The organism is Psychromonas sp. CNPT3 (assembly GCF_000153405.2).
Classification (GTDB): domain Bacteria; phylum Pseudomonadota; class Gammaproteobacteria; order Enterobacterales; family Psychromonadaceae; genus Psychromonas.
This window is the reverse complement of the sequence record NC_020802.1, coordinates 1,969,852-1,983,774: the sequence shown is the minus strand read 5'-3', so window position 1 is coordinate 1,983,774 and position 13,923 is coordinate 1,969,852. Positions and strand designations below refer to the sequence as shown.

Genomic DNA, 13,923 nt, shown 5'->3' with positions numbered 1-13,923 from the left:
TTAAATAAGTAGGATCGGCCGTGAGTAAGTTGTATTTTTCTGATACAAGCCAATTTAAATTGGTATTAGATGAAGCTCAGTTACGTGGATCCGCGTTATATGAACAAATCCGTAATGAGATAAATCGTCGTTTTAGGCCTTTTTCTGGAGGGCCTGATTGGGAAAAAATACGTATTTTGTGTGAGCGTGTTGGGGCAAGTGAAGGCGTTGATCTACTGGTTTCTATTTATTATACCGTAGCAGCGGTTAAAACGCAGGGTTTACTAGGCTTAGCAAATGGTTTAGAGCTACAAGTTGCGGTCAATAATGCGTTTTTAGCCTCGTCAGAGTTTCCTGCGCAACGACGCGTTGAATTATATACGTGGATGATTTCGCGAGTGGCACCGGAGATCCGCATCTTAAAGGCGAGTCCAGAACAATTGCGAGAGCTTTATCGTTGTGAGCGTGCATGTCAACGTTTATATGCCATGTTAGAGAAACATCAACCCGATCATGTACCCGATATAGAGTCAATTGCTTTTCTTGTTTTTGAGCATATTGATCAATTAGAAACACATCGCATTAGTCATCTGATAGAGAAGAGCAATATTGTTAAAACAAAGCAAAAAAATAAAACGCATTGTATGCTCAGTTTTTCTATCGGCATCATCGTCGCGGTGTTGTTGATGATAAGTTTTACGCATATAGGTGTGAATGTTTTATTAATAACTGAATAGTATTTAAAAAAGTAACGCTAACATTAGATACGTGTGTATTTAAAATCGGTTCAATCATTGATTTATTAATGAGGAGAAAGGCGGTGATGGCAACAGGACTACAGTTCACGTTAAGTGTTGGCGATATTGATAACTTAAGTGTACTTAAATTTACAGGTGAAGAAGCGCTCTCATCAACCTATCAATATGACCTTCAGCTTGCCAGTCGTGATGCGCGTATTAGCGCTGAGCAGGTAGTTGATCAAGTGGTGCTGTTAAGCATATTTCAAGATGGTATCGTGCAACAGCGTATTCATGGCATTGCTTGCTCATTTGAGCGAGGCGATACAGGGCATCATCATACATATTACAGCCTTACGTTAGTACCTGCCTTACACCGCTTATCTTTACGTCATAATAGCCGGATTTTTCAACAAAAATCGGTGCCTGAGATTATCTCTTGTTTATTGGTTGAAATGGGCATTGATGATTTTGCATTTTCACTCTCAGGTACGTCTCAAAAACGCGAATATTGTGTGCAGTACAGAGAAACAGATCTCGATTTTATCCAGCGTTTAGGCGCTGAAGAGGGCATTTTTTATCACTTTACGCATAGCGTAGACAAGCACACGTTGATATTTAGTAATGACAGCCAAGTGCTCAGCACCTTAAAAGAGCCTGTGCTTTACAACGCATTAAGTAGTGGCGTTAGTAAGCGTCCTTTTGTGCGCTCTTTTTCTCAAAAAATGCAGATGCAACCTAGCTATGCGAGCCTTAAAGATCACAGTTTTAAAAAGCCTGCCTACAGTTTTTTACATCAGCAACAAGGGATTGAGATGGCGTATCAGCGCCCAAGTTATGAACATTATGATCACCCCGGTCGCTATAAAGATGACATTAATGGTAAAGCATTTACGCGTGTTCGTATCGAGCAATTACGCCGTGATTCAAATGTGGCCACGGCTGAAAGTAACGTGCCTCAATTACTCTCAGGTTTGAAGTTTGAATTACAAGATCATCCCGAGACCGCCATCAATCGTGATTGGTTATTGGTGTCGCTCACTCATGTGGGCACGCAGCCACAAGCGCTTGAAGAGTCAGGTGGCGAGGGCATGACCACTTACAATAATACCTTTGTGGCTATCCCCGGACATCGCCAATGGCGCAGCGTAAGTGAACATAAACCTCGCGTTGATGGGCCGCAAATTGCCATGGTGGTAGGGCCGGCAGGAGAAGAGATTTTTTGTGATGAATTTGGACGGGTTAAAATTCACTTTCCATGGGATCGCTATAACAACACCGACGAAAATGCCAGTTGCTGGGTACGCGTAAGCCAAGGTTGGGCGGGTGGCCAGTACGGCATGATGGCACTGCCACGCATTGGTCATGAAGTGATTGTGAGCTTTTTAGAGGGCGATCCCGACCAACCCATTATTACGGGGCGCAGTTACCATGCTGCTAACTTGCCACCTTATGGCTTGCCGGGAAACAAAACCAAAACAGTGTTACGTACCCAAACACATAAAGGCACGGGCTTTAATGAATTGAGCTTTGAAGATGAAAATGATCAGGAATTAATTTATCTCCATGCGGAAAAAGACCATCACGAAGATATTAACCACGATCAAAAATTAACCGTCGGCAATGACCGAAATAAACACATTGGTCGAGATCAACGTTTAAAAGTAGAGCAAGACGAGTCGAACGAAATTGGTCGCGACCAACGTCATAAAATTGGTCAAGACCAACACGTTGAAATTGGTCAAGATAAAAAAACAGTGGTGGGACGCCATTATCGACTCGAAGTAAAAGATCGCCGTCATGAATTTTCACGCGCCAATCATGATCTGGAAGTCGACGGTCACTATACGCAAAAAGTACAAGGTAAAACGATATTCGAATCCGCTGAAAGCGTTCTTATTCACACCAAAGAACTCACCTTAAACGGCTCTAAAAAAATAGTGATTCAAGGGCCGTCAGGAAAAATAACCATTGATTCTTCAGGCGTTACTATCGACGCACCAATAATCAAACTCAACGGTAAAGTGATTGTGGCCACGGGCAGTGTGTCTCCAATAACGTCGTTAAAAAGTGCCACAAACACCGGTAATGCTTTTGTGGATGAATGCAAAGATTGTGGGGAATAATATGTTTGGAGCTACACAGCAAGAAAAACAAAATCGCTTGGCGTCATTGCAAGCATTGCAACCCCAGTGGTTGCTTATTGATGGCGCCTCATGCCCCGAGCCACTCGCTTACGCAAAAGGCATAAGTATGGAGCACGACAGCGTATTTAATGTAAGCGATCAACATTTGGCCGACAACGGCCCTTGGTTGATCGCCGTAAACAATAACGTGGATTTAATGCGCCATTGTTTAACGGCCGATCCCCAAGGTTATGGGTGTTTGTGGTTTGACTCTACATTAACCAAATCGGCCTTAATTGGCCAATGGCAACAACGCATTTATGCCGAGTTACCCGATGGCACCGAAACGCGCTTTCGCAGCTACGATCCCCGAGTGTGCCATTTTTATTTAAACGGCAGCACTCTCGAGCGCCAAGCGGAATTTTTAGCGCCGTTCGAACGTTTTTTTTACGCCGATTTAAACCCTTATTTTGTCGCGTTGCGGTGGCCATGTTGGCAGGCGAAAACACCAGAGCAATACCAGCAACAATTTTTGGACATCGCCGAGGTTAATACATGAAAAGATGGACATTCACCGCACCAGAAATAACCCAAATAGAGCAACAACATGACCAAATCGATTTTTTGGCGTTGGTTTACGCTCGGATAAGTTGGGGCAACGCGCCCGCCACATGGGCGCAATGCGACGCGTTATTAACACAACAATGGGCGTTAGCGTTGAAGTACGAGATGCATAACATTGACGCGAAGAGATTATTTATACAAGCTTTATTTTATAAACCCGGCGGCGATAATCACCCTGATGGAATGGCCTGTTTAACATGCGCCAGTTCAGCTCGCTTTAGAGCCAGTGGTTTTTTAGCTTGGAGTCAAAAACACAACAGTAAGGATACAAATAATGGCGTGTAATACAGAGTGTGGGTGCAAGCCCGCGGTAATTATGCTGGTGTTTATTCCCGGTATCATGGGGTCGCGTTTAAAAAATACCGAAACAGGGGATTCCATATGGGACCCAACGGCCGGAGGTGGTTTTCATGAATCGAGTGCGATGGCAAGCGCGAAAGAAAAACGAAAACAAGAATTGGTTCAAATGCAAAGTTTAGACGATGACAGCGTGTTTGAGGGGCTATCAAAGTGGTTTTCTCGTAATGTAGACTTCAAGGTGAGTTTTGCTTATGCGACAGAAATAGTGCCCCAGGTGGCCCGTAAATTATGGAGGATCCCTCGCATTAAAGACTGGGTTTTTTCCGGGCCAAAAGGACGTAAAAAATTAATCTCAAATGAGGATGAAAAAGATGCCTATGGCCGTCAAGAAGATTTAACCTCGGTGGATGAAGGCACGGAAGCTTATTTTAAAATGTATACCTCGGTGTCATCTCAGCAAATAGCAGAGAAGACGTTTCGAGGTTGGGGCAGTGTACTGTGGGCAAGTTACGGTGGATTTCTTAAGTGGCTACAGGGCTGTGAATGGGATTTTAAAGCCGACTACCCGGGTTCGTCGTTTCCAGTGTATGCCGTTGGCTATAACTGGATGTTAAGTAATCGTGTGGCCGGCGATCGCATTAAGGACAAAATACATGGGTTTGTTGCGGAGGCGGTTTCCGAAGGCGCGGATAAAAATAACATTAAAATCATTTTAATTACCCACTCCATGGGCGGTTTTGCCGCGCGTTCGGCGGTGATACTTTCGGGATTAAAAGATGAAATAGAGCTGGTGATCCACGGCGCAATGCCGACCGATGGTGCGCCGCAACTCTACCAAGAGTTTCGTACGGGCTCTACGGGCGCCTCTAAATTGGTGCTGGGTAAAAACGCGGCAGACACCACAGCGGTTGCGGGGTTTTGCCAAGGTGGGTTGGAACTTTTGCCTAATCATGCCTATAAAATGAAGAGCGACTCAGAGATGAAATGCGGTAAAGCAAGTCATGAATGGTTGTATTACAATAATGGAGTCGGAGCGAATAAATTATTGCCGGTGGAATATGGCGACAAAATTTATGATTTTTATCGGCACTTTGATCGCTGGTATTCCATGGTGCAACCGGCTTTACTGGCCCCCGAAATGAAAGCGGAAGAGCTCACGAAGGATAAGTTGGATTTCTATACAGAAGAGTTCAATAAGCGAATTGACGATTGCAAAGAGTATCATAAAGCCTTAGCGGGAGATTATTTTCCCACCACCATTGTGCTTTATAGCACCAGCGATAAATCTCACGATTGCAGTGTGTGGCAGGGGGGCAATAACTTGGACGAACAGCCCGTCGAAAGTTGGAAAACCATTAGCAACGAAAACAACGATTGGTTTTTTGGTGACGGCACCGTAACATTAATGGCCAGTGACGCCGAAATAAAGCGCGCTAGGCAAATAAAACAACGACAACGCGAAGCCTTGGTGAGTCATCAATTCATGCCTCCAATGACGGTAGCGGTAGAGAAATATACTTTAGGCGCTAAGTTAGTCGATGGCGATGGCACGGTAAACGCCGGCGCGGGAGAAGGCCTGCCAATAGATAAGGTTCGCGCTATTGCAATTGAGGCGACCGAGGAACACCAAGATTTTTATAATTGCCCAAAAGTTCGAACATTAGTGGTAGACCAAATTAAAGCGGCGCTACCTGACATTCACGACAAAATAACAAGGTGCTAACATGCCAATATGGAAACATATCATTAATCGTTTTGGGCTTTGCCTATTATTAATCACCCCTGGAGTCAATGCTATGAGCAGTAAACCCGATTTGAATACCCTTGAACTTAGTTTTCGTCAAAATTGTGCCGGGCGTTATCAATTGGAACTGCCGGCGGACATGCGACAAGTTAAAGGCTCTTTTGGCTTACCTGAAATCGGTTTTAACGTATACGCCCCTGATAGCAATAACCATGACGATGGTGTTTTTCGTGGTGATAACCGCCTTGCGCGCTGGTTAAGTTATATTGAAGCAAAGCGAACAGAAAGAAAAAGTATTAAGGCGCATTATGTACTGCAAGATACCAAAGGCGACTCGCCATTAAAAACCGTGGTTTATTACGCTGACATTCGAGAACTGATGGTGGATAAGAATGCCATGCATACCTATAAAAGTTTTTTCTTTAAAGACTTTCCTCAGCAAAATATGGGCTTAACCATGAGCCCGGGATTAGGGCGAGGTAAGTTTGAACGCAGTGACTCGCAGTACAAGCAAAAATTTAGCCAGCAACTTAAAGTAATGCAAGGGAAGGCCGAACAGGTGCATTATGTGCCCTGGCCACACACTCGTTTAGGATTGTGCCTTGACGATGAATTGGTGTTTGAACAGGCGCAACCGAGCAGTATAGAAAGGTACTTAGTCAAATTTTATAATGGCAAAAATACGCGGATGAATATTAGAGTAAGAAGTCATAGTAAAAACTCAGACGATTACATTGCGAAGGGAATAAAAGAGGCCTCGGGCTTGTTGTCTATTTTTGCCAGTACCAACATGAAGGTGGCGGGGCGAGAAGGGAAACTGTTCATCAGTGATGGATATCTCCCTGGTAGCTCTGATTTTCGTTGGTTTAGCACGGACACGAAATCCGACAGTATTCGTTTTGCTCACATCGAAATTGATGGCGATGTAGACATTAACGATTACCCTGAATTAAAAGGATTAAACGGCACAGAAGTTGTGTACGGTTTCCTTAAAGGCGTGACCATACGCCCCAATGGCATGATGGGCGTAACTAAGTAGTGAAGAGTTAAGTAACGTGGCGAAATAGGGAAGGAAGGTGGCCGAGTTAACCCAATCGGCCTCGACACCGGGAAGTGACGCGTGACGGATATGTTTTTTACGCCGATTTAAACCCTTATTTTGTCGCGTTGCGGTGGCCATGTTGGCAGGCGAAAACACCAGAGCAATACCAGCAACAATTTTTGGACATCGCTGAGGTTAATACATGAAAAGATGGACATTCACCGCACCAGAAATAACCCAAATAGAGCAACAACATGACCAAATCGATTTTTTGGCGTTGGTTTACGCTCGGATAAGTTGGGGCAACGCGCCCGCCACATGGGCGGAATGCGACGCGTTATTAACACAACAATGGGCGTTAGCGTTGAAGTACGAGATGCATAACATTGACGCGAAGAGATTATTTATACAAGCTTTATTTTATAAACCCGGCGGCGATAATCACCCTGATGGAATGGCCTGTTTAACATCCGCCAGTTCAGCTCGCTTTAGAGCCAGTGGTTTTTTAGCTTGGAGTCAAAAACACAACAGTAAGGATACAAATAATGGCGTGTAATACAGAGTGTGGGTGCAAGCCCGCGGTAATTATGCTGGTGTTTATTCCCGGTATCATGGGATCGCGTTTAAAAAACACCAAAACTGGGGATTCCATATGGGACCCAATGGCCGGAGGTGGTTTTCATGAATCGAGTGCGATGGCAAGCGTGAAAGAAAAACGAAAACAAGAATTGGTTCAAATGCAAAGTTTAGACGATGACAGCGTGTTTGAGGGGCTATCAAAGTGGTTTTCTCGTAATGTAGACTTCAAGGTGAGTTTTGCTTATGCGACAGAAATAGTGCCCCAGGTGGCCCGTAAATTATGGAGGATCCCTCGCATTAAAGACTGGGTTTTTTCCGGGCCAAAAGGACGTAAAAAATTAATCTCAAATGAGTATAAAAAAGATGCCTATGGCCGTCAAGACGATTTAACCTCGGTGGATGAAGGCGATGAAGATTATTTTAAAATGTATACCTCGGTGTCATCTCAGCAAATAGCAGAGAAGACGTTTCGAGGTTGGGGCAGTGTACTGTGGGCAAGTTACGGTGGATTTCTTAAGTGGCTACAGGGCTGTGAATGGGATTTTAAAGCCGACTATCCGGGTTCGTCGTTTCCAGTGTATGCCGTTGGCTATAACTGGATGTTAAGTAATCGTGTGGCCGGCGATCGCATTAAGGACAAAATACATGGGTTTGTTGCGGAGGCGGTTTCCGAAGGCGCGGATAAAAATAACATTAAAATCATTTTAATTACCCACTCCATGGGCGGTTTTGCCGCGCGTTCGGCGGTGATACTTTCGGGATTAAAAGATGAAATAGAGCTGGTGATCCACGGCGCAATGCCGACCGATGGTGCGCCGCAACTCTACCAAGAGTTTCGTGCGGGCTCTACGGGCGCCTCTAAATTGGTGCTGGGTAAAAACGCGGCAGACACCACAGCGGTTGCGGGGTTTTGCCAAGGTGGGTTGGAACTTTTGCCTAATCATGCCTATAAAATGAAGAGCGACTCAGAGATGAAATGCGGTAAAGCAAGTCATGAATGGTTGTATTACAATAATGGAGTCGGAGCGAATAAATTATTGCCGGTGGAATATGGCGACAAAATTTATGATTTTTATCGGCACTTTGATCGCTGGTATTCCATGGTGCAACCGGCTTTACTGGCCCCCGAAATGAAAGCGGAAGAGCTCACGAAGGATAAGTTAGGGAAGTATGTATTAGAGTTCAATAAACGAATTGAAGATTGCAAAGAGTATCATAAAGCCTTAGCGGGAGATTATTTTTCCACCACCATTGTGCTTTATAGCACCAGCGATAAATCTCACGATTGCAGTGTGTGGCATGGGGGCAATAACTTGGGCGAACAGCCCGTCGAAAGTTGGAAAACCATTAGCAACGAAAACAACGATTGGTTTTTTGGTGACGGCACCGTAACATTAATGGCCAGTGACGCTGAAATAAAGCGCGCTAGGCAAATAAAACAACGACAACGCGAAGCCTTGGTGAGTCATCAATTCATGCCTCCAATGACGGTAGCGGTAGAGAAATATACTTTAGGCGCTAAGTTAGTCGATGGCGATGGCACGGTAAACGCCGGCGCGGGAGAAGGCCTGCCAATAGATAAGGTTCGCGCTATTGCAATTGAGGCGACCGAGGAACACCAAGATTTTTATAATTGCCCAAAAGTTCGAACATTAGTGGTAGACCAAATTAAAGCAGCGCTACCTGACATTCACGACAAAATAACAAGGTGCTAACATGCCAATATGGAAACACATCATTAATCGTTTTGGGCTTTGCCTATTATTAATCACCCCTGGAGTCAATGCTATGAGCAGTAAACCCGATTTGAATACCCTTGAACTTAGTTTTCGTCAAAATTGTGCCGGGCGTTATCAATTGGAACTGCCGGCGGACATGCAACAAGTTGTAGGCTCTTTTGGCTTGCCTGAAATCGGTTTTAACGTATACGCCCCTGATAGCAATAACCATGACGATGGTGTTTTTCGTGGTGATAACCGCCTTGCGCGCTGGTTAAGTTATATTGAAGCAAAGCGAACAGAAAGAAAAAGTATTAAGGCGCATTATGTACTGCAAGATACCAAAGGCGACTCGCCATTAAAAACCGTGGTTTATTACGCCGATAATCGAGAAGTGATGGTGGATAAGAATGCCATGCATGATTATAACAGTTTTTTCTTTAAAGACTTTCCTCAGCAACACATGGGCTTAACCATGAGCCCGGGTTTAGGGCGAGGAATGTTTGAACGCAGTGACTCGCAGTACAAGCAAAAATTTAGCCAGCAACTTAAAGTAATGCAAGGGAAGGCCGAGCAGGTGCATTATGCGGCCTGGCCACACACTCGTTTAGGATTGTGCCTTGACGATGAATTGGTGTTTGAACAGGCGCAACCGAGCAGTAGAGAAGCTTACTTAGTCAAATTTTATAATGGCAAAAATACGCGAATGAATATTGATGTAACGAGTTATGGTAAAAACTCAGACGATTACATTGCGAAGGGAATAAAAGAGGCCTCGGGATTGTTGTCTTTTTTTGCCAGTACCAACATGAAGGTGGCGGGGCGAGAAGGGAAACTGTTCATCAGTGATGGAGACCGCCCAGGTAGCTCTGATTTTCGTTGGTTTAGCACGGACACGAAATCCGACAGTATTCGTTTTGCTCACATCGAAATTGATGGCGATGTAAACATTAACGATTACCCTGAATTAAAAGGATTAAACGGCACAGAAGTTGTGTACGGTTTCCTTAAAGGCGTGACCATACGTCCCAATGGCATGATGGGCGTAACTAAGTAGTGAAGAGTTAAGTAACGTGGCGAAATAGGGGAGTACTGTTCGTGCTTCCCCATATAAATACACGCATTAATATGGATATTATTTAGGTGGAATACATATGACTACAAATTTTATTCGCAAGGGCGATAAAACAACAACGGGAGGCGTTGTTTTAGAAGGTTCCAGTGGAATGTCTATTTTAGGTAGTGGCTCCACGACCGTTGGCATGATAGCCAGTTGCCCTGTTTGTAAGATTGGCAAGGGAGCGATTGTGGCGGTGCAAACCAGTAATATCATCATTAATGGTGCTCAGTCTGCATTGGATGGGGATATTGTCTCTTGCGGTTGTCCTTATGGTAGCAATAAAGTCATAGCCTCAAATAATGCTGTGAGCTTATCTTTTGATGCTCCAACAATGACTCCAAATAATTCAGCCACCTCTATTACGCAGAAGATTAATGCTATGTATGGAGATGTAGCGAAAACATTTTAAAATATTTTTGATGTGGGAGGACCCGCAATTATTAAAGAAAATAAAGAATAACAACAGTCAAAAAATTACAGCTAGCAGTTCTGGCTATTGGATATATAAGTGGTCATGGTGTTTACACTATGACTGTTAACGGTAACGTTAAGGGTAACGTTAAGGGCAACGTTAAGGGTAACGTTAAGGGCAACGTTAAGGGTAACGTTAAGGGGGAAGATGTATCTATTTCAGCCTTTGTTTTTGTACATATTAAAAATTCTCCACTTCTTCTTCCCCCTGGTAGCTCATTTTCAAGTGCTGGTACTGTTAAACTCATCGTTGATAGGAACATGCTAGAAGAGGTTATTTTAAAGAATGATGGACATTCACCGCACCAGAAATAACCCAAATAGAGCAACAACATGACCAAATCGATTTTTTGGCGTTGGTTTACGCTCGGATAAGTTGGGGCAACGCGCCCGCTACATGGGCGCAATGCGACGCGTTATTAACACAACAATGGGCGTTAGCCACGCAGTATGATATCGACGACTACGACGCGCAGTTGTTGTTTATCGAAGCCTTGTTTTATTACCCCAAAGGGGGAGAACAGGCCGAAGGTGTTGAGTGTTTAATGGCGAGCAGTTCCGCTCGATTTAAAACGAATATTTTCTTAACATGGTGCAAAAAAAACGCCGAGGAGCAAAATTATGGTCTGTAGTTCAGAGTGTGGCTGCAAAGCGAAGATCACAATGCTGGTGTTTATTCCCGGCATCATGGGGTCGCGTTTAAAAAATGAAGAGTCGAGTGACATTGTGTGGGACCCCGCCCCTGGAAAGGGCTGGTATGACAGCAGCCAAATGGCCAGTGTTAAGGCTCGGCGCGAAAAAGAATTAACTCAGCTGCAGAGTGTCGACGACGGCGGCGTGTTTAATTTGCTAAAGCACGCCTACAACATCGCCAGTGATGCGGTGGATTATGCCGTGGTTTATGTGGCTGAAATACCGAGGAAAAGTTGGCGTAATGTCAGTGGTGTTGTCAGCTCGATGTTCCATTATACTTTCTTATCGGCCAAAGAACGTAAAGCAGAGCTGGCCAATGACGATAAGGAAGATGCCTTTTACCGTAAAAAAAATTTTTTGTCGGTGGATGAAGGCACGGATAAGTATTTTTGCCAGAAGACCTCAGTGCCTAAATCTCAAGTTGAAGAAAAACGAACACGTGGTTGGGGCACTGTGCTGTGGGGCAGTTATGGTGAATATCTAAAATCGTTGCAAAACAACGAACAGTTGTTTCAAAACGGTTGCACGGGCGCGTCGTTTCCGGTGTACGCCATAGGTTACAACTGGATGGAAAGTAATCAAGCGTCAGGAGAGCACATTAAAACAAAAATCGACGAGTTTAAGGAGACGCTCGCCAAGGAAAACCCGGATGGTATCCTCAAAAGTGACATAGAAGTGATATTAATTACCCATTCCATGGGTGGTTTTGTAGCGCGCTCGGCGGTGAAACTCTCGGGAATAGAAAGCGAAATTGCGTATGTGATCCACGGCGCAATGCCAACAACAGGGTGCCCTAAAACCTACCAGCAATTAAGAACCGGAGACCAAAGCATGGCCAAACTGGTTTTAGGTATTAATGCGGCTGAAATGACCGCTGTGGTTGGTTTTTGCCAAGGAGCACTGGAGCTGTTGCCGAATAAAGATTACACCATGGCAGATAAAACCACGCAATGGTTATATTACAACAATGGCGAAGGCGAAAATAAGCCGCTACCAGTGGCGTGTGGTAAGAATATTTATGATTTTTATTGCCAGTTCAATCGCTGGTACTCCATGATCCAACCCGCGTTATTGGCCCCAGAAGTGATGGCAGATCCGTCAAAAACAAACCAGTTTGATGAATATAAAAAAGCTTATATCAAAAGAATCGATGAATGCGAAAATTACCACCAAGCCTTTAAAGTCGCGGGTGATTATCATAACACCACCACGGCCATTTTCAGTACCAACACAGATAATAAAGCGCTCGACGCTTGTGTTTGGCATGGCGGTAATAAGCTCGACGCCAACAAAGTCGAAAGTTGGCAGGTCACCGACCATGAAAACAAGAGCTGGTTTGGTGATGGCACCGTTGAGCTCGTGGTCAGTAAAGCCGATAAAAAAATAAGTGACAGCGGTGGACGGGTTAATTCAGACTCCTACACTTTAGGAGAACCACAAATACCGGGGGATGGCACGGTGCATATGGGCCTTGGAGAGAATATGCCGATAATAGTAAACAAAGAGCCCATAGACGCCACAGAAGATCACCAAAATTTTTATAATTGCCCCAAAGTGCGCACTCAAGTTAACGGATTCATTCAAGCTTGTATCGAAGATTTAAATAAAAAGCGAGATTAACATGATGATATGGAAACAAATGTTTTTTTGTCTTGGCCTCGGCCTATTATTCACCCCACCTGGAGTTCATGCCATGAGCAGCAAACCCGAATTAAATACGTTAAACCTTAGTTTTCGTCAAAATTGCGCGGGGCGTTATCAATTGGAACTGCCGACGGACATGCAGCAAGTGAAAGGCTCGTTTGGCTTGCCAGACATTGGTTTTACCGTTTCCGCAAAAAATAAACAAAACAAATACAAGGGCATTTTTCGTGGCAAAGATCGCCTAACGCGTTGGTTGGCCACAGTAGAAGCGAAACGTTTTGATGATGAAAAAGGCCGCAGTGTGACTAAATATGTACTCAAGGAAGTGGACACGCAAAAACCACTCAAAACCGTGGTGTATTATTCGGATGACAGAAAACTAATGCGAGATGAGAATGCAAGCCATTCCTATAATAGTTTTTTCTTTAAAGATTTTCCCGAACAGCAATTGGGCTTAACCATATCAGGGGGGGGGGTAGACAATGTTTTTTTCGACCGCAGCGACACCAAATACCAGCAACATTTTCGCCAAAAACTCGAGATCATGCAAGGCAAGGCGCAGCAGGTGCATTATGCGGCCTGGCCGCACAATCGTTTAGGCTTGTGTATCAATGATGAGCTGATTTTTGAACAAAACACCGCGAGCAGTCAAGAGAATTACATTGTGAAATTTTATAATGGCAAAAATTCGCGTATTCAGTTCGATGTAACCAGTTACGGCAAAAACGCCGACAATTACATCGCTGAACAAATAAAACACTCGTCGGGCTTGTTGTCTTTTTTTGCCAGTACCAATATGAAGGTGGCAGGGCGCAAAGGCAAATTGATTATTGGCGATGGTGAATACGCGGGCACCACTGAATTTCGTTGGTTTAGCACGGATACGAAGTCCGACAGTATTCGTTTTTCGCATATTGCGATTAAAGGGGATATCGACATGGAAGACTACCCAGAGCTGGGCGGCGTAAATGGCAATGGCACCAGCTTGGTATATGGCATATTGCGCGCCATCACCATTCGCCCCAATGGCATGATGGGCGTAACTAAGTAGTGAAGAGTTAAGTAACGTGGCGAAATAGGGAAGGAAGGTGGCCGAGTTAACCCAATCGGCCTCGACACCGGGAAGTGACGCGTGACGGATATGTT

General features: G+C 44.5%; 14 protein-coding genes. All 14 read left to right on the top strand.

Annotation, left to right across the window (positions count from 1 at the left end; translation table 11 throughout):
- Positions 1-20 precede the first annotated feature (20 nt).
- The 14 genes from PCNPT3_RS08625 (at position 21) to PCNPT3_RS08560 (ending at position 13,828) form a co-directional block, all read left to right on the top strand.
- On the top strand, positions 21-716 hold the full coding sequence (locus PCNPT3_RS08625) for a type VI secretion system ImpA family N-terminal domain-containing protein (protein ID WP_015465496.1): 696 nt from the start codon (positions 21-23) through the stop codon (positions 714-716).
- 86 nt (positions 717-802) lie between these two features.
- Positions 803-2,842, top strand: coding sequence for a type VI secretion system Vgr family protein (tssI, locus tag PCNPT3_RS08620; protein WP_015465495.1), 2,040 nt, complete (start codon positions 803-805; stop codon positions 2,840-2,842).
- Between the two features lies 1 nt (position 2,843).
- On the top strand, positions 2,844-3,401 hold the full coding sequence (locus PCNPT3_RS08615; RefSeq protein ID WP_015465494.1) for a DUF4123 domain-containing protein: 558 nt from the start codon (positions 2,844-2,846) through the stop codon (positions 3,399-3,401).
- On the top strand, positions 3,398-3,751 hold the full coding sequence (locus PCNPT3_RS08610; protein ID WP_015465493.1) for a hypothetical protein: 354 nt from the start codon (positions 3,398-3,400) through the stop codon (positions 3,749-3,751). The genes PCNPT3_RS08615 and PCNPT3_RS08610 overlap by 4 nt, the downstream gene beginning before the upstream one ends.
- On the top strand, positions 3,741-5,489 hold the full coding sequence (locus tag PCNPT3_RS08605) for a lipase family alpha/beta hydrolase (protein WP_015465492.1): 1,749 nt from the start codon (positions 3,741-3,743) through the stop codon (positions 5,487-5,489). Before PCNPT3_RS08610 ends, PCNPT3_RS08605 begins: the two co-directional genes overlap by 11 nt.
- A gap of 1 nt (position 5,490) precedes the next feature.
- Positions 5,491-6,549: a hypothetical protein gene (locus PCNPT3_RS08600; protein ID WP_015465491.1), complete on the top strand. Its 1,059-nt coding sequence runs from the start codon at positions 5,491-5,493 to the stop codon at positions 6,547-6,549.
- 205 nt (positions 6,550-6,754) lie between these two features.
- Positions 6,755-7,108 (top strand): hypothetical protein, encoded by a 354-nt coding sequence (locus PCNPT3_RS08595; protein WP_015465489.1) that lies wholly within the window; start codon positions 6,755-6,757, stop codon positions 7,106-7,108.
- The gene (locus PCNPT3_RS08590) at positions 7,098-8,846 is read left to right on the top strand and encodes a lipase family alpha/beta hydrolase (RefSeq protein WP_015465488.1); all 1,749 of its coding nucleotides are present in this window, start codon (positions 7,098-7,100) and stop codon (positions 8,844-8,846) included. The genes PCNPT3_RS08595 and PCNPT3_RS08590 overlap by 11 nt, the downstream gene beginning before the upstream one ends.
- 1 nt (position 8,847) lies before the next feature.
- Entirely contained in the window at positions 8,848-9,906 is a 1,059-nt protein-coding gene (locus PCNPT3_RS08585; protein WP_015465487.1) for a hypothetical protein, read from the top strand.
- Between the two features lie 97 nt (positions 9,907-10,003).
- Positions 10,004-10,378 (top strand): PAAR domain-containing protein, encoded by a 375-nt coding sequence (locus PCNPT3_RS08580; RefSeq protein ID WP_015465486.1) that lies wholly within the window; start codon positions 10,004-10,006, stop codon positions 10,376-10,378.
- Between the two features lie 119 nt (positions 10,379-10,497).
- Positions 10,498-10,755, top strand: a complete 258-nt coding sequence (locus tag PCNPT3_RS08575; RefSeq protein WP_015465485.1) for a hypothetical protein — start codon at positions 10,498-10,500, stop codon at positions 10,753-10,755.
- A 35-nt stretch (positions 10,756-10,790) separates the two neighbouring features.
- Complete coding sequence (locus PCNPT3_RS08570) at positions 10,791-11,072, top strand: hypothetical protein (RefSeq protein WP_041771287.1); 282 nt, start codon at positions 10,791-10,793, stop codon at positions 11,070-11,072.
- A gap of 31 nt (positions 11,073-11,103) precedes the next feature.
- A complete protein-coding gene (locus PCNPT3_RS08565) occupies positions 11,104-12,753 on the top strand; it encodes a lipase family alpha/beta hydrolase (protein WP_232207354.1) in 1,650 nt (549 codons plus the stop codon).
- A gap of 1 nt (position 12,754) precedes the next feature.
- The gene (locus PCNPT3_RS08560) at positions 12,755-13,828 is read left to right on the top strand and encodes a hypothetical protein (protein WP_041771286.1); all 1,074 of its coding nucleotides are present in this window, start codon (positions 12,755-12,757) and stop codon (positions 13,826-13,828) included.
- Positions 13,829-13,923 lie beyond the last annotated feature (95 nt).